General features: G+C 61.2%; 22 protein-coding genes. All 22 read left to right on the forward strand.

The features are described 5' to 3' along the window. Positions 1-156: 156 nt before the first annotated feature. The 22 genes from C6366_RS08665 to C6366_RS08770 all read left to right on the forward strand — a co-directional run bounded on the left by C6366_RS08665 (position 157) and on the right by C6366_RS08770 (position 26,266). Positions 157-564 (forward strand): secondary thiamine-phosphate synthase enzyme YjbQ, encoded by a 408-nt coding sequence (locus tag C6366_RS08665; protein ID WP_107737081.1) that lies wholly within the window; start codon positions 157-159, stop codon positions 562-564. 23 nt (positions 565-587) lie between these two features. Beyond that, positions 588-1,478, forward strand: coding sequence for a universal stress protein (locus tag C6366_RS08670; protein ID WP_146164803.1), 891 nt, complete (start codon positions 588-590; stop codon positions 1,476-1,478). Continuing rightward, positions 1,466-1,870 (forward strand): JDVT-CTERM system glutamic-type intramembrane protease, encoded by a 405-nt coding sequence (gene mrtJ / locus C6366_RS08675; RefSeq protein ID WP_158269706.1) that lies wholly within the window; start codon positions 1,466-1,468, stop codon positions 1,868-1,870. The genes C6366_RS08670 and mrtJ overlap by 13 nt, the downstream gene beginning before the upstream one ends. A 19-nt stretch (positions 1,871-1,889) precedes the next feature. Beyond that, positions 1,890-2,696: a glutaminyl-peptide cyclotransferase gene (locus C6366_RS08680; RefSeq protein WP_107737086.1), complete on the forward strand. Its 807-nt coding sequence runs from the start codon at positions 1,890-1,892 to the stop codon at positions 2,694-2,696. Positions 2,697-2,721: 25 nt separating this feature from the next. Then, complete coding sequence (locus C6366_RS08685) at positions 2,722-3,186, forward strand: metallophosphoesterase (RefSeq protein ID WP_107737088.1); 465 nt, start codon at positions 2,722-2,724, stop codon at positions 3,184-3,186. Positions 3,187-3,385: 199 nt separating this feature from the next. Continuing rightward, on the forward strand, positions 3,386-5,287 hold the full coding sequence (selB, locus tag C6366_RS08690) for a selenocysteine-specific translation elongation factor (protein ID WP_107737090.1): 1,902 nt from the start codon (positions 3,386-3,388) through the stop codon (positions 5,285-5,287). Positions 5,288-5,583: 296 nt separating this feature from the next. Next, complete coding sequence (locus tag C6366_RS08695) at positions 5,584-7,902, forward strand: type VI secretion system Vgr family protein (protein WP_107737092.1); 2,319 nt, start codon at positions 5,584-5,586, stop codon at positions 7,900-7,902. Positions 7,903-7,917: 15 nt separating this feature from the next. Then, entirely contained in the window at positions 7,918-11,664 is a 3,747-nt protein-coding gene (locus C6366_RS08700) for a DUF2169 domain-containing protein (RefSeq protein ID WP_107737094.1), read from the forward strand. Further along, positions 11,651-12,760 (forward strand): pentapeptide repeat-containing protein, encoded by a 1,110-nt coding sequence (locus tag C6366_RS08705; protein WP_107737096.1) that lies wholly within the window; start codon positions 11,651-11,653, stop codon positions 12,758-12,760. Before C6366_RS08700 ends, C6366_RS08705 begins: the two co-directional genes overlap by 14 nt. Before the next feature lie 223 nt (positions 12,761-12,983). Continuing rightward, positions 12,984-13,637: a DUF3540 domain-containing protein gene (locus C6366_RS08710; RefSeq protein WP_107737098.1), complete on the forward strand. Its 654-nt coding sequence runs from the start codon at positions 12,984-12,986 to the stop codon at positions 13,635-13,637. Positions 13,638-13,647: 10 nt separating this feature from the next. After that, positions 13,648-14,052 carry a DUF4150 domain-containing protein gene (locus C6366_RS08715; protein WP_107737100.1) on the forward strand — a complete coding sequence of 135 codons (405 nt, stop codon included), beginning with the start codon at positions 13,648-13,650 and terminating at the stop codon, positions 14,050-14,052. Positions 14,053-14,288: 236 nt separating this feature from the next. Continuing rightward, positions 14,289-16,598 carry a type VI secretion system Vgr family protein gene (locus C6366_RS08720; protein WP_107737102.1) on the forward strand — a complete coding sequence of 770 codons (2,310 nt, stop codon included), beginning with the start codon at positions 14,289-14,291 and terminating at the stop codon, positions 16,596-16,598. Positions 16,599-16,617: 19 nt separating this feature from the next. Beyond that, positions 16,618-20,451 (forward strand): DUF2169 domain-containing protein, encoded by a 3,834-nt coding sequence (locus tag C6366_RS08725; protein ID WP_107737103.1) that lies wholly within the window; start codon positions 16,618-16,620, stop codon positions 20,449-20,451. Continuing rightward, positions 20,448-21,515 carry a pentapeptide repeat-containing protein gene (locus C6366_RS08730; RefSeq protein WP_107737105.1) on the forward strand — a complete coding sequence of 356 codons (1,068 nt, stop codon included), beginning with the start codon at positions 20,448-20,450 and terminating at the stop codon, positions 21,513-21,515. The genes C6366_RS08725 and C6366_RS08730 overlap by 4 nt, the downstream gene beginning before the upstream one ends. Positions 21,516-21,525: 10 nt before the next feature. After that, the gene (locus C6366_RS08735; protein WP_107737106.1) at positions 21,526-22,158 is read left to right on the forward strand and encodes a DUF3540 domain-containing protein; all 633 of its coding nucleotides are present in this window, start codon (positions 21,526-21,528) and stop codon (positions 22,156-22,158) included. An 89-nt stretch (positions 22,159-22,247) separates the two neighbouring features. Next, positions 22,248-22,652: a DUF4150 domain-containing protein gene (locus tag C6366_RS08740; protein ID WP_107737108.1), complete on the forward strand. Its 405-nt coding sequence runs from the start codon at positions 22,248-22,250 to the stop codon at positions 22,650-22,652. Between the two features lie 267 nt (positions 22,653-22,919). After that, positions 22,920-23,162 (forward strand): type II toxin-antitoxin system Phd/YefM family antitoxin, encoded by a 243-nt coding sequence (locus C6366_RS08745; RefSeq protein WP_107737110.1) that lies wholly within the window; start codon positions 22,920-22,922, stop codon positions 23,160-23,162. Then, a complete protein-coding gene (locus tag C6366_RS08750) occupies positions 23,159-23,422 on the forward strand; it encodes a Txe/YoeB family addiction module toxin (protein ID WP_107737112.1) in 264 nt (87 codons plus the stop codon). Before C6366_RS08745 ends, C6366_RS08750 begins: the two co-directional genes overlap by 4 nt. A gap of 144 nt (positions 23,423-23,566) precedes the next feature. After that, positions 23,567-23,785, forward strand: coding sequence for a ribbon-helix-helix domain-containing protein (locus C6366_RS08755; RefSeq protein ID WP_107737114.1), 219 nt, complete (start codon positions 23,567-23,569; stop codon positions 23,783-23,785). Next, a complete protein-coding gene (locus tag C6366_RS20675) occupies positions 23,775-24,029 on the forward strand; it encodes a type II toxin-antitoxin system RelE/ParE family toxin (protein ID WP_107737116.1) in 255 nt (84 codons plus the stop codon). Before C6366_RS08755 ends, C6366_RS20675 begins: the two co-directional genes overlap by 11 nt. A 204-nt stretch (positions 24,030-24,233) precedes the next feature. Next, positions 24,234-24,398 (forward strand): winged helix-turn-helix transcriptional regulator, encoded by a 165-nt coding sequence (locus tag C6366_RS20680; protein ID WP_368731481.1) that lies wholly within the window; start codon positions 24,234-24,236, stop codon positions 24,396-24,398. Positions 24,399-25,381: 983 nt separating this feature from the next. Continuing rightward, positions 25,382-26,266 (forward strand): short-chain dehydrogenase, encoded by an 885-nt coding sequence (locus C6366_RS08770; protein ID WP_107737120.1) that lies wholly within the window; start codon positions 25,382-25,384, stop codon positions 26,264-26,266. Positions 26,267-26,341: the final 75 nt, after the last annotated feature.

A 26,341-nucleotide genomic window follows, 5' to 3' on the forward strand; every position in this document is an offset into this window, starting at 1 on the left:
CCACCCTTTTGCTTCTTTCCCCGCCCCACCGCTTCGTCTCTCTTGTTTGTTCACCGGTTTTCTGTCAGTCTTGGACCTGTTTTTTTGGATTCCGATCATCCCGGAACGACCATTCAAGGGAACCGAACGTCCCCTGAGAGACAACGGAGAGAGCGCATGCTGGAACTGACCATTCAGACTCCGCAACGTGAAGCATTGGTGGACGTCACGGCCCAGGTGCAGGGTGTCCTCCGCAACCATGAATTTCAGGACGGCATGCTCGTGCTGTTTTGTCCGCACACCACCGCCGGGCTGACCATCAACGAAAACGCCGATTCCACTGTGGTCCGGGACATTCTGGCGACATTACAGCGCCTTGTCCCTCGCCAGGGCGACTACCAGCACGCCGAAGGCAACAGCGACGCCCACGTCAAAGCCTCCCTGCTGGGCTCGGACCTGCGGGTCCTGGTGGAAGAGGGGCGATTGCTGTTGGGCATCTGGCAGGGCGTTTTCCTGGCGGAATTCGACGGTCCGCGTTCCCGCAAGATTTGGCTGAAGTGGTTTCCGTCACCGAGGCCGGCCTAACCGGCGCTTACGGGGGTACCGTCGTGCCAAAACATGAGAATCTTCTGGAAACCATGCCCGATCCCAATCTTTCCCTTCGCAAGCTGCTGATCTGCGTCAGTGAAGACCCGGCCTTGCTCCACGGGGCGCGTTTCGTGAGCAGCTTTTTTCAACCAGCCGAGGATTTGCTGATCGACTTGGCCCTGACGCCCCAGACCGACCTGGCCGGGAACGACCCGGATCGGCTCTCCTCGCCGGACGCCCTACACTGGGCAGTGGCCATGCTTGAGGAAAAGGGCTTTTCAATCGCAAGATCTTGCCCGGACGCTGCCGGCAAGTCTTTTCTTCGCATTTCAGACATTGCCAGGGTGGCGGACCAGCACCACTACGACGCGGTGGTTCTCGGCTGCCGGGGTGTTCGCCGCTTGGAAGAGCACTTGAATACCGCGTTCAAAGAAACCGTTTTCGACCAAAATCTGGATTTTCCCTTCTGGATCTGTCGAGAGCCGGATCTGACCCGGTCCGGCGTCCTGCTCTGCGTAGACGGCTCCAAACCCGGCCTGTGCGCCGCCGACCACGTGGGCATGATGTGCGCCACGGAACCGCGCCATGCCATTTGCGTGGCCTACCTGGCCGATCCGAACCGGCGAGACCATCGGGACGAGACGTTGATTCTGGACAATGCCGTGCGCATGCTACGGGTCAATGCCGTTGCCGAGTCGCGGATCTCCACCAAGGTGCTGGTGGAGACGGATCATGCTCAAGGCATTCTCCGGGAAGCGGAGCGTGGTCGCTACGCCGCCGTGGCCGTGGGGCGGGCCGGAACCGGGCGGGGAATGATGGCCGATTGGCAGTTCGGTTCGGTCAGCTTGCGACTGTCCCGTGAATTATGTGGCGCGAGTCTCTGGGTTTGCGGCTACCCGTGCAAACTGTAGCGCGGGGAGCGTGGCTTCGGGACCCGTGGCTCTACACTGCCCTGGCCCTGGCCCCCACGGCCTGGCTTTTGCCCGCCCCCGGGGTTTCCATGGCCCTGTGGAGGCTGGGACTGCTGGCCCTGGCCGAGGAAGTGGTCTTCCGGGGACTGCTGCAGGAGTGGCTGCGCGGGCGTACCGTGTTTTTACGAAGCTGGGGGCCGCTGACCCTGGCCAATCTTGTCGCTTCGGCCTGTTTCGCCGCGGCGCATCTGCTTGCCCAGCCACCACTCTGGGCCGCGGCCGTGTTCTTTCCCTCCCTGATTTTCGGATGGATATGGGACAGACACGGACGCATCCTGCCCTGCGTCCTGGTGCATTTTAGCTATAACCTTTGTTTTTTTCATCGATTTTAATCCCGCGACCTCGAACATCATGCACAGACGACGGTTTTTAGCCCTGGTTGCTGGCATCGCCACGCTGGCGGGCATGGGGGCTTTGAAGCTGTTTCCCTCCAGGCTGTTTGCTCAACCCGAATTCCCCATCCCGCGCCAAAAAATCTTTCGGGTGATCAACACCTACCCCCACGACCCCGCGGCCTCCACCCAAGGGCTGCTGTTTTACGACGGGCATCTCTACGAAAGCACCGGGGGCTGGGGCACCTCCTCGTTACGCAAGGTCGAGTTGACCACCGGCCGCGTGCTGCGCAAGCGGAACCTGCCGCCCCAGTACTTCGGCGAAGGCCTAGCCCTCTGGGACAACCGTCTGATCCAGGTCACCTGGAAGTCCGGCACCGGCTTCGTCTACGACCTGGACACCTTCGACCAGTTGGAGACCTTCACCTATCCCGGCGAGGGATGGGGGCTGACCCAGGACGACCAGGGGCTGATCCTCAGCGACGGTTCCCATGTTTTGCGCCGCCTGGATCCGTACACCTTCCGGGAAATCGGACGAATCGCGGTCCATGACCAGGGTCGGCCACAGCGCGGACTGAACGAGTTGGAATACATCGAGGGCGAAATCTGGGCCAAAATCTTTCCCACGGACGAAATGGTCCGTATCAATCCAGGCGACGGACACGTCGTGGCCCGGGTCGACCTGACCGGGATTCTCGGCCCGCGGCGGAGATCATCGGAAGCCGTGCCCAACGGAATCGCCTACGACCCGGAGAAGCAGAGGATATTCGTAACCGGCAAGCTGTGGCCGGTGTTGTTTGAAATTGTAGTCGTTCCAAGGAACTGACAATGAGCTCAAAAGGAGCTTAATGATGAGTCGACTCGTCGGCGTGATATCGGACACCCACGGCCTGCTGCGGCCCAGCGCCCTGGCCGCCCTGCAGGGCTGCGACCTGATTCTTCATGCCGGAGATGTCTGCGGCCGGGATATCATCGCCACATTGCAACGCGTCCAACGCACCGTGTTCGTCCGGGGGAACATGGATCGGCCCTCTTCCGGCAATCCCACGGCCAAAACCGAGGCGGTGGAATTCGCCGGAAAGCGCTTTTACGTACTCCACGACCTGTACGAACTGGACCTGGACCCCAAGGCCGCGAGCGTGGACGCGGTCATCCATGGCCATACCCACACCCCGGACATCACCTACAAGGACGACGTGCTGTACCTCAATCCGGGCAGCATCGGGCCGAAGCGGTTTTCCTTGCCGGTTTCCATGGCCTTCATCCGCATCGAGGATGACGCCATGCACCCGGAACTGATCACGTTGCCGGAGTAGCGGGGCGAGAACAGATGCCGGATGCGCTTCGCTTATCCGGCCTACATCAAAACCGCTGGTCCACCGTTATTCCGGCATTCTTTGTAGGCCGGGGCGGTAGCCGCATCCGGCACAACGGCTGCACAGCATGCCCGGACTTTTTGAGCGGATACGGGGCGACACGTCACTCAACCGAGTTTTTTACAAAGGAACAATCCGCATGGCGATCATCATGGGTACCGCGGGCCACATCGATCACGGCAAGACCAGTCTGGTCAAGGCCCTGACCGGAATCGACTGCGACCGGCTACGAGAGGAGAAAAAGCGGGGCATCACCATTGAGCTGGGCTTCGCGTTTCTGGATCTGCCCGGCGATGTCCGCCTGGGCGTGGTGGACGTGCCCGGCCACGAGCGGTTCGTGAAGAACATGGTGGCCGGGGCCGCGGGGATCGACTTCGTGCTGCTGGTGATCGCCGCGGACGAAGGCGTGATGCCCCAGACCCGGGAACACCTGGAAATCTGCACGCTGCTGGGTATTCGGCGCGGGCTGGTGGCCCTGACCAAGGTGGACATGGTGGAGGAAGAGTGGCTGGACCTGGTCCAGGAAGACGTGCGCGCCTTTCTGGAACCCACGTTTCTGGCCGAAGTGCCGGTGGTGCCGGTTTCCGCGCACAAGGGAACCGGCCTGGACGACCTGCGCCGGGAAATAGCCGGGTTGGCCGGAGAGTTTCACCGGGAGCCCCGTTCGGACGTATTCCGGCTGCCCATCGACCGGATTTTCACCATGCGCGGGCACGGCACCGTGGCCACCGGAACCCTGATTTCCGGGACCCTCAAGGTGGGCGACGACCTGGAAGTCGCGCCCAAGGGCCTGAAAAGCAAGACCCGGGGCCTGCAAGTCCACGGCGGCACCCAGGAGCGGGCCGAGGTGGGTCAGCGCACGGCGGTGAACCTGCACGGCCTGGAAGTGGAGGACCTGGAGCGGGGCATGGTTCTGACCCATCCCGGCACGCTGTTCCCCAGCACCACCTGGGACCTGGAGCTGACCTGCCTGCCGTCCACGCCCAAGGCCCTGAAACACCGCACCCAGATCCACTTTCACCACGGCACCCGGGAAATCCTGGCCAGGGTCTATTTTCTGGACCGGGACAAGCTGGAGCCGGGGGATACGGCCATGACCCAGGTCCGCTTCGAGGAGCCCATGGTCGGGATGTACGGCGACCGCTGCGTGCTGCGTTCCTTCTCCCCGCTGCGCACCGTGGCTGGCGGCAAGCTGATCAACCCCCTGGGCCGCAAGGTCAAGCGCCGTTCGGCCACCGTCGGGCGGCTGGCCGAACTGGCCGCGTCCCAGGGCGACGAGCGCATCCTGCTTCAACTCGAACTGGCCGGGCTGGCCGGACTGACGTTCGGCCAACTGCGGGCCGTGACCTGCCTGGAAACCAAGGAATTGGAGAAGCAGCTTCAACTCCTGGGCGGCAGGCAGGAGGCCTTCCTGTTCGAGCGGGAAGACCGGACCTATGTCCATGGCCGGTTGGCCCAGGAACTCTGCGCGGGCATCGCGGAGCACGTCGGGGAGTTTCACCGCAAGGAGCCCATGAAGCAGGGCATTTCCCGCGGGGCCCTGGCCTCGGGCTGGGGACGAAAACTGCATCCCAAGCTGTTCCATTTCGTCCTGGAGCGGACCCTGAAGCAGGGCGCCCTGGCCGCGGACGGCGACCTGTTCCGCCTCCCGGAGCACAAGGTTTCCCTAGCCTCGGATCAGGCCAGACTGCGCGAGACGATTCTCCAAGCCTACGACCAGGGCGGCCTGACCCCGCCCAACGTCAAGGACGTCCTCAGCCCCCTGGACCTGGAGATGAAAGAGGCCGCCCCGGTCTTCCGTCTGCTTCAGGAACAGGGCGAGTTGGTCAAGGTCAAGGAAGAGATGTTCTTCACCACCCAAGCCCTGGAACGGATCAAGGAGATGGTCAGGGGCTTTTTCCGCGAGAACCCGGAAATGGAACCCTCGGACTTTCGAACCGTCACCGGCCTGTCCCGGAAATACACCATTCCGCTGCTGGAATACCTGGACAAGGAGAAGATGACCGTGCGGGTGGGGGACAAGCGGCGATTACGCGCGTGACAAGTTGTTCCGCCCGGTCCGGGGGTGTTGCGTAAGTCTCGAGCTGGGTATAACCGGGTGTAAATTATCCCTCCCGACAGTTCGCTCACAAACCCCAAGCCCAAGGAGCAAAAAGAGCTGTCCGGACACGCCCCGTGTCCCGCCCCTTCAAGCCATGGCTTCGCCATACTTCATTTTGCCGTCCTGAGAATCGCATCAGGGCCGAAGCGGTGGTATCCATCGTACGGGTTTGAATATTTTGCCGCGACGCGACGATTGCCAGTATTTCAACGAACTGCCAACCGACGAGGAAGACCATGCCGACCTTGAAAGAGAACGCCTTCACCTTTGTCAGCCAAGCCCTGCCCCAGGACACGTTCACGGTGGTTCGTTTTTCCGGGGAGGAGGGGCTTTCGACGCTTTATTCTTTCGAGATCCTGTTGGTTTCCGAAAAGGAGGATGTCGACCTCACCGCGGTGCTCCAGAACCCGGCCACCTTCACCATCAAGGGCAGTTTTTCCGGAAGCGAGGACCTGCCCTTTCACGGCATTCTTTCGGGCTTCGAGCAGATGCACCAGGCCGACACGTATTTTTTTTACCGGGCCGAACTGCGTCCCAAGCTGTGGTGGCTGACCCTGACCCATCACAACCAGGTTTTTCTGGATAAAAAGGTGGATCAGTTCCTGGGGGACGTGCTCCGGGACGGAGGTTTGTCCCCGGGCCTGGATTTCGTCTTCCAGTTCCAGAACAAATACCAACCCTGGGAGTATGTCTGCCAGTACGGAGAATCCCACTTCGGTTTTGTTTCGCGGTGGATGGAGCGGGAAGGGGCCTATTACTGGTTCGAACAGGGCGAGCAAGCCGAAAAAATGATCGCCTCGGACACCCTTGTCGCCCATGCTCCTCTGCCGGGGCATGAAACCTTCCTCTATTCGCCGCCTTCGGGGCTGGACGCCGCGGACGCCGACAAGGTGATCAAGCGGTTCACCCTGAAACAGGCCCCCCTGCCCAAGAACGTCCTGCTCAAGGACTACAACTACATGAAGCCCAGCCTGGACCTGGAAGGCAAGGCATCTGTTCAGGACAAGGGGCGCGGTGAAATTTACCTGTACGGCGAGAACTTTCCGAACAAGAGCGAGGGAGACCGCTTGGCCCGGGTGCGGGCCGAGGAGTATCGCTGCCGGGAAAAGGTCTTCCACGGCCTTTCCTCCATTCCCGCCGTCCGGCCGGGATATCTGTTCACCCTGAACCGCCATTTCCGCGACGAGTTCAATCAACAGTACCTGACCACCACGGTCCGCCATGAAGGCAGCCAGGAGCGGTATCTGCTCAGCGGGCTGGGCATTCGGGATATGGAAACCGTCGAGGGGCTGTTCTACCGCAACACCTTCGAATGCATCCCCTCTTCCACTCAGTACCGCCCGGCGCGAATCACGCCCAAACCGCGCATGGCCGGAACCTTGTCCGCCAAGGTCGATGCTGCGGGCAGCGGCAAATACGCGGAACTGGACAAGCACGGTCGATATAAAGTGATCCTGCCCTTTGACCTGTCCGGACGCAAGGAAGGCAAGGCTTCGGCCTACCTGCGGATGATGCAGCCCTACGCCGGGGAAGGCATGGGCTTTCACGCACCGCTGCACAAGGGGACCGAGGTTCTGCTCTCCTTCATCGAGGCCGATCCGGACCGTCCGGTGATTTCCGGGGCCGTGCCCAATCCCGAGACCCCCAGCCCGGTCACCGACGCGAATCAGACCCAGGTTCGGCTGGTTTCCGGCAGCGGGAACGTGATGCACATGGAGGACGAGGAAGGCAAGCAACGGATGCTGATGCACACGCCTTCGGCCAACACTTTCATCCGAATCGGCGCCCCCAATGATCCGGATACGGGCTCCACGGAACCCAAGAAGGAATCGAAGGCGAAGGAAGAGGAACCGAAGACAAAGGATGAGGAGCAGGACGAAAGACTTGAGGAGCTGGAAACCGAATGGGGCATCCGCCTGTTCACGGACAAGCTGCTCAAGGTGCAGGCCGGGGGCGAGAATACGATCATTCTCGGAGAGGTTTCGGAAACCATTGTCGGAGCGGAGATCGGCATCAAATTGGCAGGGGTGGGCGAGGTCATCGCCGGCCTCAAGTCCGAACTGATGCTGGGCGGCCAGGGCAGTTATCATTTTCCCACGCATTGGCTGCTCAAGGGCAGCGAGGAGCGGGTCACGGAGGAAAAATTGGAAGTCATTGCCGCCAAGCAGGCCGCTCTGGGCACGTACGACGTGGTCCATGGTCAACACGGCCATGTCACCGCCACGGTGACCGGGGTTTCCGCGGAAGTCTCCCAGGCCGTGGCCAATAGCAATGAAGTCTGGGGAGAAATCAACAGGGCCACGGGAGATATCATGCTCGCGGTAGGAGCGAAAACCGAAGCTCTTGCAAGCCGGATTCATGCTGTCGGCGATAATGTCCAGGCCCTGGGCAACTGCGTGCGTACCGCGGGCAACCAGTTGAACAACGCCGGGGTCAAGCTGCAAAACGTGGGTTCGGACATCGGCAACTCCGGCTCACGCATTCGCAGCGCCGGAACCAACATCAAGAATGCGGGCTTGATCATGCGCGACGCACCCGTGATCATGGACAACTAACCGCGAGGCTTCCCCATGAAGGTCGTCAAGGAACTCACCCAGGGCATCCTGCTGAACTATTTCTCCATCCGGAACACGCCCCATCTCGTGGTGTCCATGTTGACGTTTTTTGATCTGGACAACCCGGCCGCGCCGCTTTCCGAGCAGGAAATGTGGAAATTCGCGCCTCTGGAGCTGGGGGCGAACGCGGTGCTGGATGCGGCCATGCCCAAGCCCAAGGCCGAAGTGCTGCTTCGAGCCAGGTGTTTTGCGCTGGACGGCCTGCCCCGCAAGGCGGCCCGGGTATCCTTCCGGGTCGGCAACCTGGAAAAGAGACTGAACGTCTTTGGCCCACGTCGTTGGGAGCGCAAGGCCTCGGGACTGGCCATCACCGACCCCGAACCCTTCACTGAACTGGACATCGCCTGGAGCAACGCTTTTGGCGGACGGGATTTTGAGAAGAACCCCCTGGGCCGGGGCTCCGCAACGGTACAGACACCTTCCGGCGCCCAGATCCAGGAACTGCCCTGCGTCGAAGCCCCGGACCGGATGATCGGCGCGCCCACGGACAGGCCCGATCCGGCCGGGTTCATGCCCCTGGACCAGACCTGGCCCCAGCGCCGTTCCAAGGCCGGTACCTACGATCAGAAATGGTTTCAAGAACACTGGCCCTATTTTCCGGAGGACATGAACTGGACCTTTTTCAACACCGCCCCGGAGGACCAGCAGCTCGACGCCTTTTTTCAGGGCGGCGAAACAGTGGAACTGGTGAACATGCATCCAGAGCGGCAGGTGGTGACCTCCACCCTGCCGCGCTTGCGTCAGAGGGTCTTTTTCAACCAGCTTCAGGATCTGCAACACCCGGACAAGGGACTGCAATTCCGCGAGGTTCAGACCAATCTGGACACGGTCTGGCTCTTTCCCCATGCCCTGCGCGGCATTCTGGTGCACCGGGCCGTGGTCCAGGTTCAGGACGAGGAAGCGGTGGACGTCAAACACCTCTACCTGGTCACCGAGCAGCAAGCCGAGCCGCCAAAAAGCCTGGAACACTACCTGGACGCGTTGAACCGTCGTCTGGATCGCTCGGTGCAGGTGGACATGTCCCAGTTCGACGCGGCCATGGCCCAGGTCGCCCAAGGCATGAAACAGGTCAAGGACATTCCCAAGGCCGTGGCCCACAGCCTGGACGTGGCCCAGGGCAAGGCGCCCAACGCCGGGATTTCTCCCCAGAACGCCGCGAACCAATGCATCGCCCTGCTGGACCAATCCAAGCCCCGCATGGAGGACGCGGCCAGACAGCTTGGTGAGATGAAAAAGCAGTTCGGGCACATGGTCAAGATCGATCTCAAGCCCTTTGCCGCGTCCCAGGCCAAATTCACGGCGCTTCAGGAAACCATCCGGAGGCAGATGGCCACAGCCCAGGCGTTGACCCAAAAGGCCGAGGCCACCAAATCGGGCCTGCGGGAAAAGGTTCTGAAAAGCCTGGACCGCCCGGAAACCCGCCAGTTCATCCCCCTGGTCCAGGCCCAGACCGCCCCCCCGGAGCGGGACATCTGGGCCGAACAGGCTCTGGAACTGGTCCGCCAGGGCCGCTACGACCTGTCCCTGGACCATGAACGGCTGACGGCCTTGCGAAATCTGGGGTTGCGTCCGGTGACCATCAAGCGGGCCATGCTCGGGGTTCTCCCTCGGGAAACGCCCTTTTCCCCCGAAGAATGGGGGCTGGAGCAGGCTTTGGTTGCTCCCCTACCCGCCGGCCTGATCCTCGTGGCTCATGTCGGCCCCAGGATGGTCAAGCTGGTTCTGAGACCGGGCGACCTGAATGATCCGAGCGCCGATCTGGTCGTGCCCGGATCCCAGGACGCGGTCTTTGGGGCGGGACTGAGCCCGGGCAAGGTCGTGATCCGGGTGGCCGACCCCTTGGAAGCCTGGCTGGTGGAGCAGGATGCCGGCGACTACGTCGGCGCGGCGGCCCTGCCTGCGCCCAATACACCCCCTGGCACCCCCCTGGACAAGGAAGCCGCGTCCGTGCTGGAGGCCGCCCCGCGCCTCCTGGTCGTGCTGTACTCGCGTGGACAGCAGGATATGCAAAAAGAATTCGAGCCGTGGAAAAAGGCCTATCCCCAGGCCGAGCCCCTGGCCCTTCCGGAAAAATCCGCTCTTCTCGACGCCCACGGCAAGGGAGTTGATCTGGAACAATGGATCCTGGACGCCCTCGGCCCGGCCCAGGCCCCCTTTGTGCCGGAGGACAGTCCGTTCCGAGCCAAAAAGGGTCCGTCGGTAGGCGGGATCTCCCTGCCCCTGGTGGATGCCAAGGGACTGTACCAGGCCAGCGAGGCCGCCATGTCAGCCAAAATGGCACCCATGCTGGCTCGCGGCGAGGCCCTGAAAAAGGAACTGCCCGAGCAGATGAATGCGCTGATCGAGAAGGCCCGGGGCCAGATGCGTAAGGACGGTCTGGACAAAAAGGGCATCAATCCCGAGGAGTATTTCAAGGTTCCCCCGCCGCCCAAAAAGGCCGAAGGCTTCATGGCCGGCCTGGATATGGCATCAAAGTTCGGCTCTGTCCGGCAATCCCTGGGGCAGGCCGGACAGGCCACGCCCCAGCGCCTGGCAGCCCTGGATGCCCAGGAAGCCAAGATGACCAAGGTGCTCGCCGATGCCAAGGCCCAATGGGCCGCCGGACAGGCCAAATTGCCGGGGGCCAAGGGCTTTGCCTTTCCGGACTGGGCCAAAAAACTGCTGGAACCCTTCCACATCGACCCGGACGACACGGAAGTGATGACCCGGGAAATAGTCGTCTTCCGCCACGGCGAGAACATCAGCCTGAAGGGCAAGAATCTGAACGGCCTGGATCTGTCCGGTCTGGATCTGACCGGGATCGACCTGCGCGGCTGCCAGCTGCAAAAGACCTCTTTTGTCGGATCAAAACTGGACGGAGCGGATCTTTCCGGGGTCATTGCCGATGAGGCTGATTTCACTGGCGCGTCCTTCAAAGCGGGCAAGGCCGTGCAGGCTCTGCTGGGCAAGGCCGTGTTCGCCGAAGCCGTGCTCACGGATACGAACTTCAGCAAGGCCCTGCTCAAGGAGGCCGACCTGACCCGGGCCGAGTTGTCCAGGAGCACTCTGGAGCAGACCCTCCTGGAAGGGGCCAAACTCGGCGGCGCAAAGTTGGTGGGTGCCAAGGCGGGCAAGGGCTATTTCATGAGCGCCGACCTGAGCGGCGCGGATTTGTCGGACGCTGACGCGACCAAGGCCGTGTTTTTCAAGGCCACCACGGAAAAAACCAACTTTTCCCGCGGCAAGCTGAACCGGGCCGTGTTCTGGGACACCCAGGCCGACGCAGCCGCATTTCGCGACGCCGACCTGGACAACGCCCGCTTCGGCGGCACGGCCACGGTCAAGGACGGTGATTTCACCGGAGCCAAACTGGACAACGCCTCCCTGATCAACGCTGATTTGTCCGGCTCGGATTTCCGGGGGGCGCGTTTTGAGCGCTCCTATCTGCGCAACTGCAATCTTTCCCAGGCGGATCTCTCCGGAGTTTCGGCCAAACGAACCATGCTCCACCGCACCAACCTGGAAGGGGCCAATCTTTCCCGGGCCAATCTTTTCCTGGGCTCGCTGCGCAAGGCCCGGCTGGTGAACACGGACCTGTCCCAGGCCAATCTGTACGGGGCGGAACTGTACAAGGCCACGGTGGGAGAAACGAACTTCGATGAGACCAACCTGAAGATGACCCTGCTGCACAAGCGCGTGGATCTGCTCGATGACCAGAAATGAACTGACACGAAAGGAACTGACACGAAAGGAACTGGTGGACGCCATTGCCCGGGACGATACCATTGAGGACCAGGATCTGTCCGGGATGGACCTGACCGGGTTGGATTTGAGCGGAGCCCGTTTCGAGAACTGCCTGCTCGCCCAGGCGGATTTTCGCGGGGCGCAGATCCAGCGCACCGGCTTCAACCACTGCGTATTGCTGGGCGCGAATATGAGCAATACGGACCTGACCCAGGTTTTGTGGATGAACATGGACCTGACCGGCGTCAATCTATCCGGAACCAGGCTGGAAAAAGCCGTGCTCACCGGAGCCACATTGACCGACGCGGACCTTTCCGGCGCGGACCTGACCCGTACGGTCCTGGACAACGCCGTGCTGGACGGGGCGCGACTGAACAAGGCCGTCTTGTTCAAGACCGTGCTGTTCCAGGCCTCGCTCAAGGGCGCGGACCTCGGCCAGGCGGATTTGACCCGCACGGTGTTTTTCAAGGCTGATCTGACCGGAGCCAATCTGCGCGGCGCCAAGGTCCACAAGGCTTTTTTGCGGGACTGTGCCCTTGGCGGGCAGGATTTTTCCGGTGGCGAATTCTCCTGTGTGCAAGCCGGCGGCGCGGACCTGACCGGAGCCAATTTTTCCGGAGCGGATGTGAACCGTTCCAACTTCATGGGCGCAAAACTGATTGACGCTGATTTCAGCAAGGCCAACGCCTTTGGCGCGGTGTTCATGGAGGCGGATCTGCACCGGGCCAGGTTCGGACAGGCCGTGTTGCCCAATGCCTGCTTCGAGGGCGCGCGACTGGGCGGAGCGGATTTTACCAAAGCCCGGATGGAGCAGAGCATCATGGCCAGGATCGTCTGCCCCGGCGCGATATTTGCCGGAGCGGACTGCACCTATTGCGATTTTTCCCACGCGGATCTGAGCGCCGCCGACTTCACCAACGCCAAGCTCTTCCGAGCAAAGATGCACCGCGTCACCGAAGAACACACGAACTGGACCGGCTCCACCCGGGACTTGGCCCTGGGCACGGACCGCGACTTGGCCGAGGCCGAGCAGTGGAATGAAAACACCAGAAAACGCTATACTGGTTTAGGCTGAAAGTTGAATTTTTTCCATGCTGCCTTTAGGCCGCCCTTTCAGGGCTCTTCCTTGTTTCACCATGACCAACCCAGGGCGTTGCCCTGGGAAAATGCCCACCACCAAGCATTCAGCCCTGAAGGGGCGACCTAAAAGGATGAAACTCCCTCTTGGCACAGCAGCAAATTGAAACATTTAACCTCAATCAGTATAGTTTTCACGAATACCCGCAAGGAGAGACACCATGCCGCAAGCCGCGCGGAAAATCGAATCCGCCCAACCCGTCCTGGAGTATGCCACCGTGGAGAACCGGAGCGGTGAAGGATTTGTCGTTTGCACCGCCTACGGCCGGATGCAGGCCCAAAGGGCAAAGAGTTGTCTGCTGATGCCGGATCAGGGCGACCAGATCCTGCTGTCCGTGGATCGCTTCGGCCGGGCCTATGTCCTGGCCGTTCTGGTCCGCGGCGATGCGGACACGGTCAACCGGCTTTCCTTCAACGGCCCCACCCGCCTGGAAATCTCCGATGGAGATATGTCTCTGTCCGCCCAGGCCGGAATTACGCTGAATTCGCCGACCCAGGTCAGCATGACCGCGCCGGAGCTGAACATCCATGCAGCCCAGGCGGAAATCGGTCTGGAAGAAACACATTTTACCGGAAAATCCTTCAGCGCGAACATCGAGCGAATCCGCACCATGGCCCGCAACGTGGACAGCTTCATGCACCATCTGGTGCAGCGCATGACCTCCTCCTTTCGCCAGGTCCGGGAGCACGACGAGACCCAGGCTGCCTCGGCCCGCCAACTGGTGCAGGGCACGTTGACCGTGCAAACCGGCAACAGCGTGCATACGGCCGAGGGCCATGTGAAGATCGACGCCGAACAGATTCATCTGGGATAAGGAGTTTGCCATGTTTCAATTGACCATGATGGGCGGAATGATGACGGGCTTTCCGGACGTCTGCCTGACGCCCACGCCCGTGGGCCCGATTCCCATCCCCTACCCGAACATCTCCACCGGAGTGACCACCAATCCGGCCACCACGGCCCTGACCGTGCTTACGGACTGCATGCCGTCCCACAACCAGATGTCCGAGGTGATCATCAGCAACGGCGACAATCCCGGCGTGAACCTGGGCGTGGCCTCGGGCATGGTCATGGGGCCGTCGGAATTCATCCTGGGCAGCCTGACCGTGCTCAAACAGGGCATGCCGGCCCAGCGCCTGACCAGCATGACCGGCCACAACGGCCTGTCCATGAACTGCCCCGGCGTCTGCTTGGCCCCGAGCCAGGTTACCGTGATGGTCATGGGGTGATTTTGGGGTGGCCGTGCAGTTCTCTTGCCCTCTCCGGCCTGTTCAAAGACCGGCTTGTAATCAAGCGCGTTCAGCATCGTCTGATGTACCAAGCTTGAGAATGAGCGAGTGATATAAGTTCTCCGGCTCTGGCGCCGCTACGAATAATCCGGCACCAGCCGCTGTTGCCGGACTGTATTTCCACCACGTCTCACGGCTCGAAAATTGTCGCCAGTCTCTAACCGACGAGGAAGACCATGCCGACCCTGAAAGAGAATGCCTTTACCTTTGTCAGCCAGGCCCTGCCCGAGGACACGTTCACGGTGGTTCGTTTTTCCGGGGAGGAGGGGCTTTCGACTCTCTATCGGTTCGAAATTCTTTTGGTTTCGGAGAAGGAGGACGTGGATCTGACCGCGGTGCTTCAAAATCCGGCCACCTTGACCATCAAGGGCCGGTTTTCCGGAGCCGAGGACCTGCCCTATCACGGCATCCTCTCCTCTTTCGAGCAGATGCATCAGGCCGGAGAGTATGTCTTTTACCGCGCCGAGCTGCGGCCCAAGGCTTGGTGGCTGACCCTGACCCACCACAACCAGATTTTTCTGAACAAGAAGCTGCACGAGTATTTATCCGAAGTGCTGGAGGATGGCGGCCTGCTGCACGGGCTGGATTTCGAATTTCAACTACAGGAGAAAGAGACTCCCAGGGAGTACGTCTGCCAGTACGGCGAGTCCCATTTCGCTTTTGTTTCGCGGTGGATGGAGTGGGACGGCATCTACTACTGGTTTGAACAGGGAGAGCAGGGCGAAAAACTGATCGCCTCGGACACGTTGATCGCCCATGTCCCGCTTTCCGGCCATGAAACCATGACCTATTCCCCGCCTTCCGGCCTGGACGCCGGGGAGGCGGACCACGTGATCAAGCGCTTCACCCTCAAGCAGAGCCCTCTGCCCAAAAACGTCCTGCTCAAGGATTACAACTACATGAAGCCCAGCCTGGACCTGGAAGGCAAGGCCCCTGTTCAGGACGGGGGGCGCGGTGAAATTTATCTTTATGGGGAAAACTTCCTGGACAAAAGCGAAGGCGATCACTTGGCCAAAATCCGGGCCGAGGAGTATCGTTGCCGGGAGAAGGTTTTTCACGGCCTGTCCTCCATCCCGGCCCTGCGTCCGGGATATGCCTTTCAGATGCAGCGGCATTTTCGGGAGGAATTCAACCAGGGCTACCTGACGACCCATGTCCGGCACGAGGGCAGTCAGGAGCATTATCTGCTCAGCGGCCTGGGGCTGACGGATCTGGATGCCAAGGATGATCTGTTTTACCGCAACACCTTCGAATGCATTCCCGCCTCGACCCAGTTCCGCCCGCCACGAGCCACGCCCAAGCCGCGCATGGCCGGCACCTTGTCCGCCAAGGTCGATGCGGCGGGCAGCGGCAAATACGCGGAATTGGACAAACACGGTCGATATAAAGTGATCCTGCCCTTTGACCTGTCCGGACGCAAGGAAGGCAAGGCTTCGGCCTACCTGCGGATGATGCAGCCCTACGCCGGGGAGGGCATGGGGTTTCATGCGCCGCTGCACAAGGGCACGGAGGTTTTGCTGTCCTTCATCGAGGCCGACCCGGACCGCCCGGTCATTGCCGGGGCCGTGCCCAATCCCGAGACCCCCAGCCCGGTCAATGACGCTAACCAGACCCAGGTTCGCCTGCTTTCCGGCGGCGGCAACGTGATGCACATGGAGGACGAGGAGGGCAAGCAGCGGATGCTGATGCACACGCCTTCGGCCAACACTTTCATCCGGCTGGGTGCGCCCAATGATCCGGCCACGGGGGCTCCGAATGATACGGATGACGATACTTTCTACGATACTAAAGAACATGAGGACGAACAGGATGATAGACTTGATGAGCTGGAAACCGAGTGGGGGGTCCGTCTGTTCACGGACAAGCTGCTCAAGGTGCAGGCCGGAGGCGAGAATACGATCATTCTCGGCAACTCCTTCGAACTCATTGCCGGAGGGGAGGAAAACGTCGTGGTCGGAGTCTCCGCCGAGGCCAACCTGATCTCCAAGTTCGGTTTTACCGCGGCGATACAGGGTGAATGGGCTCCGGAAAAGCTCAACATGCACCTGTCGCACAGCAAGCTCGAGACGGAAGTGCATCAGCTCAGTGGCTCCGTGAACACCCTGCGCGCCGACCACAACACCCTTGACGGCACGGTGACCCAATTGCGCGCTGACCACAACACCCTTGACGGCACGGTGACCCAATTACGCGCCGACCACAACACCCTTGACGGCACGGTGAACCAACTGCGCGCCGACCACAACACCCTTGACGGCACGGTGAACCAATTGCGAGCCGACCACAACACCCTTGACGGCACGGTGAACCAGTTGCGCGGGGATCACAACGCCCTCGCGGGCACGGTGAACAACTTGAGCGGAGATCACAACGCCCTTGCGGGCGCGGTGAACAACCTCAACGACAGCGTGAACAACCTGACCGTGGAGCAAACGTTCATTTCCGTCGAGCAAACCACCATTTCCACGACGATCATCCTCATGTAACCGAAAGGCCGGGCATTCCATGAAAGTCTTCAAGGATAAAACCGTCTCCCCGCTCTTCCGGCCCATCGGCATCGGCGGCGAAACATGGCTGTGCGTGGCCGGGCTGGTCTTTTTCGACCTGCTCGATCCGGACGCCCTGGACACCGAGCAGAACATGTGGGCCGCTCTGCCCGGCCAGTTGGGACAGCCGATGATCATCGACCAGGTCGTGCCCAAGCCGCGAGGGGAGGTGCTGGTCTCCGGGGCCTGCTTCCAGCCCGACGGGGTGGCCCGCCCGGCGCACAAGGCCGGGTTTCGCGTGGGCGGAGTGCGCAAGGAGGTGGCGGTTTTCGGCGAGCGTTTCTGGAGCCATGGAGGGATTACCGATCCCAAGCCCTTCGTCTCCCTGCCCCTGTCCTGGGAGTACGCTTTTGGCGGCGAAGGGTTTGAGCGCAATCCCCTGGGCAGGGGAGCCGCTGAGGTCGTCGGCCCGGACGGAGCGCCCCTCCACCCGCTGCCGAACATCGAGCATCCGGCCCGGCTGATCGGCGCGCCCACGGACCGGCCCGAACCGGCCTGCTTCGGCCCCGTGGATCAGACCTGGCCCCAGCGCAAAGCCAAGGCCGGCACCTATGACGACGCCTGGCTGAAGACCCGCTGGCCCTGGTTCCCGGACGACATGAACTACGAGTACTTCAACCAGGCCCAGGAAGATCAGTTTCTGGCCGATGGCTTTTTCCATGGCGGAGAGCAGGTGGAAATCACGGGAATGCACCCCCGGCGCCAACTGATAACCACACATCTGCCCCGGTTGCGGCTGCGGACCTTCGTGACCCTGGACACGACCTGGAAGCCGCACCAGTGGCCGCCCGGGCCGCTGCCTTCGGAGCCGCTCAGGGATACGGACGAATTCCGCGAAATCACCACCCATCTGGAGACGGTCTGGCTGTTTCCCTCCCTGTTGCGCGGTCTGCTCATTTTCCGGGGCATGACCCGGATCAGGGACGAAAGCCTGGGAGACGCCGCACGCCTGCTGCTGGCCCTTGAGGATATGGGCGACGGGCCCAAAAGCATCGAGCACTACCGGGACGAGCTGGCCCGCCGCCTGCACCGCGGCGCGGACATCGACATGGCCCCCTTTGAGCAGGCCAAGGAAAAGCTGACCCCCTTGCTGCGCCGTCTGGGCTCCATTCCCAAGGAGATCGACGACGCGCGGCAGAAGGCCTTGGGCAACCGCCCGTCCATGCCCCTGCCATCCACGGCCCAGTTCGCCGATCTTTCCGCGAAACTGCTGGCCGACGGGCACAGTACGCTCAACGGCCTGGAAGCCAAGGCCCGGGAGCTGCACGCCCGTTTCGGCCACGCCACGGTAGTGGACCTGACGATTTTCGACCGCTTCCGGGCCAAGCTGGGCGCGATGGACGAGAAGGTCACGGCGTCCCTGGCCAAGGCCGATCAGACCAGGGCAAAGCTGGACCAGGTCCAAAAAGACGCGGTATCCCGGTTGCGGGCGAACATGCCGCAGCAGTTCGACTCCGAAAAACTCAAGGACGCCGAACTGGCCCTGGATGATCCCCTGAAGCCGAAATCACTGGGCCCGTGGCATGATGCCGGATTTCCTCTGTTGGTGGAGGCTCGCCGGAGCGTGGATCTGGACGACCCGGCCCGGACCGTACTGAAAAAACTTGGTTTTGAAAGCCGGACCTGGAAGCGGCACTGGTTCGGAGCGACTCGGAATCCGGTTGCGTTTCAACCCCGGGATTGGGGAGTTGACCAGGAGGCCTTCCTGTCTCTGCCACCCGGCCTCTGGCTGCCCAGGTTTGACGGGAAAAAGCTGATCAGCCTGCGCGTCCGGCCTTTTGATCCCGACGGCGCATTGCCCGAGCATCCGGATCGGGACGTGGTCGTTCCCGGCTCCGACCCGGAGCCGCTGTTTCTGCCCGCGGCCACCTTGATCGACCTGCCCGGCCTGCCCGCGGCCGCCTCCGCTCCCGTGGTCGTGGCCGGGGATCCCTTCGCGGCGATCTTCCTGGAGCAGGAAATCGGGGATTGCTGCTCCATTCTCACCCTGGCCTCCCCGGCCGAGCAGCCGGGCAAGGAAGCCGCCCAGGCGTTGCAACAAGCCGAAGCCGTGCTGGTGGTTCTGCCTGAGACGGCGCATCCGGACGGCAGGCTGATCACCGCCTGGAGGGCCGTGCTGCCCATGATGATCCCGGCCGTGTTGCCCAAGGGGAGCACCGTGTTCGAGGCCCATCGCCGCAAGCAGGACGTGCGCGGCTTTCTGCTGGGCCTGCTGCCCCCGGACCTGGCCGAGGCCCACCGCCGGGAGATCGTGCTGCCCGAACCGGGCAAGCCGCCTTCCGGCTCGCCGCTGCAAGGCTCGCTGGCCATGCCGGACCTGAAGGCAATCATTCCCGGAGTCATCCTGGAGGTCCGCCAGGCCATGGAGGCCCGGATGCAGCCGCTCAAGGACGAGATGGAAGCCCGCCAGGCCGGGATGATGCAGCGGACCAAGGACATGCTGCGCCGGGCCGGTCAAGATCCGTCCGTGGTGGACAAGGCCATGTCCGCCAAGCCGGGCGGGTCGCTCCAGGAGTCCGGCGAGCAGTTCGCCGGCGCCCTCAAGGGCCAGAAGGAGTCCTTGCGCCAGGCCGGACAATTGACTCCGGAACGGGCCTCCGAGTTCGACAAGGTCATCGCGGACATCACCAGCCGCACCAGGGAGGCGGACGCCAAATTCGCCGCGGCGAAGCAGGAACTGGCCGCCAAGAAACAGGAATTGGAGCAGGGCCTGGCCAGGCTCAAGGCCATGGAGCCGCCGGAAGAGGCCAAGGCCAAGTTGGCGGCCCATGGATTGGACCCGGATAAAATCCGCCCCCTGACCCGGGAAGAGGTCATGGACCGGCATGCCCGGGGCGAGAGCCTTTCCGGGGCCATCCTCTCCGGAGTGGACCTCTCCAACCTGGACCTGACCGGCGCGGACCTGACCATGACCCAGTTGACCAAAACCAAATTCACGAAAACCATCCTGGACAAGGCCGTGATGATTAAGTGCATGGCCGGAGAGACCGACTTTTCCGGGGCCTCGCTGCGCGGGGCCGATCTGGGCCGGGCCGTGCTGCGCAAGGCCTCCTTCGCCGGGGCCGACCTTCAGGGAGTCCGGATTCAGCAGGCCGTGTTCCGGGAGTCGGACCTGAGCGCCGCGAACCTGAGCGGCATGGACGCCGAAATGGCCGTGATCGAGAAAAGCAAACTCAAAGGTGCCCGCCTGGATAGCGCCAACCTGCGCATGTGCATTCTGGCGGACACGGACCTGACCGGAGCGACGTTCGCCAAAGCCTCGATGGCGCGCTGCCTGGTCAACCGCTGCGTCCTGGACCGGGCGACCTTCCGCGAGGCGACGCTGAACCGGACCATGTTCCAGGCCTGCCGCGGCGAAAAGGTCGTTTTCTCCGGCGCGAACATGGATCATGCGCGCACGGCCAAGCAGACCGACTTCTCCGGCGCGGACCTGACCGGGGCCTCCCTGCGCCAGGCATCGCTGCGGGACACGGATTTCCACGGAGCGTCTTTCGCGGGCGCGAACCTGGACGAGGCCATCGTGGAGAACTGTCGCCTGACCGAGGCCGGACTGAAGGGGGTTTCGGCCCGCAAGGTCCGTTTTCTGGGTTCCAACCTGGAGCTGGCCGATCTGCGCGGCGCGAACCTGATGTCCGGCTCCGTGAAGCGCAGCCGTCTGGTCCAGGCCGATCTGACCCTGGCCAACCTCTACGGCGTGGACTTCTACAAGGCGGTCCTGGGCGAGACGCGTCTGGACGGGGCGCTGCTGAAACGCTCCCTGCTGGAAAAGGGCCGCGAGGAGTTTTTCTCATGAGCGTGTTGACGCGCGAACAGGTGCTCCAGGCCGTGGCCGCAAACCGCACCCTGGACATGGACCTTTCCGGGATTGATCTGACCGGCGCGGATTTGCGGGGCGCGCGCTTTTTCGGCACGGACCTGCGCGGGGCCGGATTGTCCCGGGCGGACATTTCCCGGACCGGATTCAAGGACTGCGACCTGCGCGGAGCCGATCTCTCCCAGACGGAATGGAACAGGATGAACATTCAGGGCCTGAACATGGAGGGCGCGTCCCTGCGCGGAGCGACCATTCACATGTGCATGATGCAGAAGGCCCGTCTGGCCGGGGCCGACTGCACCGGGGCGCGGATCGGCTGGTCCATGGGCCAGGAAAGCGACTTCAGCGGCGCGGACCTGAGCGACGCCCGCCTGGAAAAAATGGTCTTTTCCCGCGCGGTCTTTTCCCATGCGAACCTGAGCCGGGCCGTCCTGGACCGGGTGGTCTTCCTGGAAGCCGTGCTGGACGGCCTGCGCCTGGAAGCCGCGGCCCTGGAAAAGGTCATGCTGCGAAACTGCGTCCTGACGGGGTTTTCCTTTGCCGGGATGGTCCTGAATCAGGTCCAGTTCGACGGCTGCGACCTGCGCCAGGCCGATTTTCGCCAAGCCAACCTGAACATGAGCAACTTTTCCGGGGCCGATCTGGGCGGGGCGAATTTCGAGCGCTGCCAGGGGCAGTACGTGATGTTCCTGGGCGCGAAATGTCTGGGGACGCGGTTTGTCAAAGCCAACCTCCCCCAGGCCATTTTCAACGAAGCGACGCTGGAGGCGGCCGATCTGTCCGAGGCCAACCTGGTCAACGGCCAGTTCGAAAGGGCCGCTTGCCGGACCACGCGCTTCACCTCCGCCAGCCTGCACCACGCCAACTTCTCCCACGCCGAACTGCTGGACTGCGACTTCAGAAAGGCCACCCTGTACATGGGCCGGATGCACAAGACCAAAACCGACGGTTCCCGGTTCGACGACGCGGTGACCGTGCTGTTGCGGGGAACGGACGAGGAACTGGCCCAGGCCGAAGACTGGACGTTACCGTCGCCATCATAAGGAGCTTGCCATGACCTACAATCCAACGCGCCCTCATGTCCTGGGCCGAGACCTGGGCCTGCATCACGCCACGATCCATCGTCGCCGGGGCGAGGCCTGGGAAGTGCTCGTCGGCGGACGCACGCTGCCCGCCCGACAGGCCGCCTCCTGCCTTCTGCGCCCGGAAACCGGCGACTTGGTGCTGCTCAGCGCAGGCGACTCCGGCCAGAACCACATTCTGGCCGTGCTGGAACGCGCGACCCCCGGCGACCCCGCGCATTTCAACCTGCCCCAGGACGCGGTGCTGCACAGCCCCGGTCGACTGACCCTGGCCCCGGAACAAGAGCTGAACTGCGTCACGGCCAAAATCGGCGTCCATGCCGCCGAGGCCGAGGCCAACATCGGCCTGGTCGAGCTGACCACGCGCTTTCTGCGCACCCAGGCCGAACGCATCGCCACCACGGCCCGCCAGGTGGACGCCACCATCGGCGAGCTGGTCCAGCGCCTGACCAGATCCCAGCGCTTTGTTCAGGAAGACGAGGAATGCCAATGCGCCAACCTGCGTCTGGTGGTGGAGGAAACCGCGGTCCTGCAAAGCCGCGAAACCTTCATCCAGGCCCGGGAGCAGGTCAAGGTGGACGGCGAAACCGTTCAACTGGGGTGATCGCTGGAAATGAAAAGGCCCGCCGCCGGACCTCTCCCACCGGGAGAGATCCGGTGGCGGGGCCGAGAAACCATCAAGGAGCACCAACCATGTTCGCGCTTTCCATGGGCCCCGGCATGAACCTGGGCTTTCCGGACGTCTGCCTGACCCCGACCCCGGTGGGACCGATTCCCGTCCCTTATCCGGACATGTCCTACTCCGCGGCCACGGCCCCGGCGGCCTACAACGTGCTGACCAGTTGCACGCCGACCATCAACCAGCTCTCCATGGGCCTGGTCAGCGTGGGCGACCAGCCCGGAGTCCTGCTGGGGGTGGTCTCGCACATCGAGGCCGGCCAGACCGACTACGAACTGGGCTGCATCACCATCTTCGCCGACGGTACGCCCATGCAACGCCTGACCTCGGTCACCGGCCAAAACGCCATGGGCATGCTCCCCAACGCCCCGGGAGTCTGCACCGTGCCCAGCCAGGTTACCGTGCTGTCTCTGGGGTGATTTTCCATCGTCATCGCAGCCCTCACACTTTGATTCGGGAACCGAGGCAGAGACGGAAAAGCGTCGGGAAAGCATCGCAAAAATGTCGGGTAAGCGTCGGGTAAGCGTCGGGTAAGACGCCGGGAAAGACGATAAGTACGTTGGGATGGTTCAGAATCAGTTGACAATTCCGGGAACAAATCGCCCGCCTCGCTCAGGGCGTTCGTCTTGACGTACGTACTGAAGGGCGTACAGTCGATGAAAAATTGAACACGCAAGAGGTGCGGCATGACCGGAATCACAGCAACTGAGGCGCGCAGCAACCTTTATCGTTTGATAGATGAAACCGCCGAGTCTCACCAACCAATCATCATCATGGGCAAGCGGAACAAAGCCGTCCTGGTGTCCGAAGAAGACTGGTCGGCAATTCAGGAAACCCTTTACCTGCTGTCCATACCAGGTATGCGGGAGTCTATTCGTGAGGGGATGGGCGCCTCAGTGGATGAATGTGATGAGGAGCTGGACTGGTGACATGGAAGTTGGTTTACACCAAGCAAGCCCAGAAAGACGGGGGAAAACTGGCCTCCAGCGGTCTCAAGCAAAATGCACGGGAATTGTTGGCAATAATTGCGGAAGATCCCTTCCGCAAGCCGCCTCCGTTTGAGAAGCTCATTGGTGATCTTGCGGGGGCCTGTTCACGCCGCATCAATATTCAGCATCGTCTGGTCTACCAAGTGCTCGAGGACGAGCGAACGATAAAAGTTCTCAGGCTCTGGAGCCACTACGAATAGGGAGCATTACGCATTTTTTGGTGAGCACATGCGCGGACTGCCGCGATATATGGGTATGCCTTGAGTTCTCTCAAAGATGGGACCGATTGCGGTTTTCCTATTTGGGTATTACAATGTATGACAATTGACCACAGGAGAATTCCGATGAGTGTAGCCGTTTCTGTTCGTCTCCCGGAGCGCTTGGCGGCCGAACTCGGCGATGTCGCCAGTGCCACCGAACGTTCAAAGTCTTTCGTGATCCAGAAAGCGCTTGAGGCTTACCTCGAAGAACAAGCGGATTTGCAGATTGCTCTGGATCGCCTGAACGATCCGACCGATGCGACCATCTCGCTTGAGGACATGAGGTCCGAGCTTGCCCTATAGGATCACATTCAAGAAGTCCGTTTCGCGTGACCTACGGAAGATAGGCAAGACGGAAGCCGATCGGGTTCTGAGCGCGTTGGCCTCCCAGTTGCCGGAGGCAGCGGATGCTTGTCCTGAGCTGAAGGGCAAGTTCGCCGGACTGAGGAAGTTCCGTGTTGGAGATTATCGTGTCATCTTTGCGATCATCGGAGACTCGGTATGCGTGATCCGGGTCGGACACCGTCGGGATGTCTACCGGGGATAGGAGAATAGATACGGTCGTACACAACATGGCCCGAACAAATCAGATCATCAGCAATGCTGCCAGCCACTTGGTGCGCAGTCCGCTGGCCGTTCAGACCCGGAACGTGGCGCTGGAAAACGGACGCCTCGTCATCGCAGCCCTCGCGCCTTCAGCCGGGGGCCGAGGCAGAAAGGGGAAAGCGTCGGGAAATCGTCGGGAAAGATTCTGGATGCCTGTCGGGAAAAACCGTCTATCACCATTTCCGAGCTGGCGGGATTGATCGGCATTAGCGAGCGGTCGGTGCAACGGAACATTCAAAACCTGCAAAAAGATGGTTTGTTGCGTCGGATCGGAGGAAGAAAGGAAGGTCGCTGGGAGGTGATGGAGTGACCGCCGTCCTTTTCTCTGGAATCAGGTGAGACCCTCTCGCTCTCAGAACAGGTTGACACTCGAGTGCAGGTTGTCGTCACGGGTAGCACGGGCATCTTGCCTGTACATTGATCGTTCCCATGCTCCAGCGTGGGAATGCAGTTCCCGACGCTCCAGCGTCGCGAATTGAAATCCGGTGTAACGCCGCTCTTCGGATATTCACGAGCTTTTGGCGGTTTTCATTACGCGGAATTGCTTCCGGGCAGCCTTGGTTGATGGGAATTGACTGTCCACTCCGTGCTAAAACCGGGGCGCTGGTGCGCCAAAGGCTGCGTTCCCACGCTGGAGCGTGGGAACGCTCAGAAGACGTTGGGTAAGCGTCGGGTAAGACGACAGGTACGTTGGGATGGTTCAGAACCAGTTGGCAATTCCGGAAACAAACCGCCCGCTTCGCTCAAGGACAAACTCCCAATGCTCCCTCTGGAATCTCCCGTCTTCCGGATATCCTACAATTTTACTTGATATGCGGAAGAAGGCAGCCAAATATTTGCCAAATCCATGTCAATTGTTTTACCTGAATTGACAGTTGGTTAATTGAAAGCGGCTCTTCGACGTTGGACGTGGAATTTGCGTAACAGTCTGGCCCATCGCGCAATCTCTGTTCGGAGCCCCCGCCGGAGGCATCCCCGTCCGTCGCCCACCATTGAAGTGGGAATGAGAAAGCTAAGCTCGTCAAGGCATGGCGACAGCCATCCCCGAAGGAGTCTGCCTTGACGGGCTTGGCGCTCATGCCATCATCAGGGGGGCGAAAAGAGCCTCCGGGCACTACATGGTTTTTGGTACAATTCCACAGTCAACGTCGAAGATCCTTGAAAGCTGAGGTACCCGGTGAACCGTGAGCCGACGATTACTGGGAAAACACCGGTAGAACCCAGCATCTGAAACTTGGAGATATCCAGAAACTGTAGAATCACTTGTTATGCCTTTCACTCAGGCAGATTGCCATGACCAATAAACCAATTCCAGCGCCCATTGAATTTCTCCTCACAATCCCGCTTTATGCTGAAACCGTGTTCGTTGGTGAGCAGACGTGGAAGATCGTTGATCTTCTGTATTTTGGAGGCACTTACGACAGCTTCTGCACAAAATGTGGACGAGATTCGACATTTCAGGTCATTGCCCCAGAAAGACCGCCCGGGTTCACGCGAAACCATGCTCGTGAGCAACTCATAAAGAACCATGGAGGTTCTCCGGAACTTCCTCCGCTACCTTCCGATATCTACAGAGTTCACGCGAAGTGCACGCGACACAATGCTCACTGTCAGGATTTCCTCTTCTTCATTGATCACCGTCTTGTGACCGATGAAGCTGGCAAACGCCACACAGAGCCGACAATCCAAAAGGTGGGGCAGCAGCCTTCGTTTGCCGATCTGCATATATCGAAAATCAAAAAGTACGCTCCTGTATTAACGAAAACGCAGTTGCGCGAATTGAATCGCGCAATTGGCCTGGCCTCGCATGACGTCGGTGTTGGTTCATACGTCTACCTACGGCGCGTGTTCGAAGCACTGGTCGAAGAAGCGCACGCGGAAGCGTGCGCCGACAACGGCTGGAATGAAGGTGCTTACACGCAATCTCGGATGGCTGAAAAAATTGCGCTCCTGAAAAGCCACCTGCCTCCATTCTTGGTTGAGCATCCGAAGATGTACTCACTGCTCAGCAAAGGCGTCCACGATCTTTCGGAAGAAGATTGCCTTTCGCACTTCGAGACGCTGCGTATTGGTATCGAACTAATTCTTGACGAGAAACTGGAACGGAAAGAACGCGAAAGGAAGGTCAAGGATGCCAAGGCTGCACTCGCAAAGGCTATCGGTGATACCAAGGCATAACCCGGCAGTCCACACGGACGCTGCGCGATAAAGCCGCGCAGCGCCGGTGACTTTTACGTTAGGGGCTGCAGTTGT

Source organism: Desulfonatronum sp. SC1 (assembly GCF_003046795.1).
Lineage (GTDB): Bacteria > Desulfobacterota > Desulfovibrionia > Desulfovibrionales > Desulfonatronaceae > Desulfonatronum.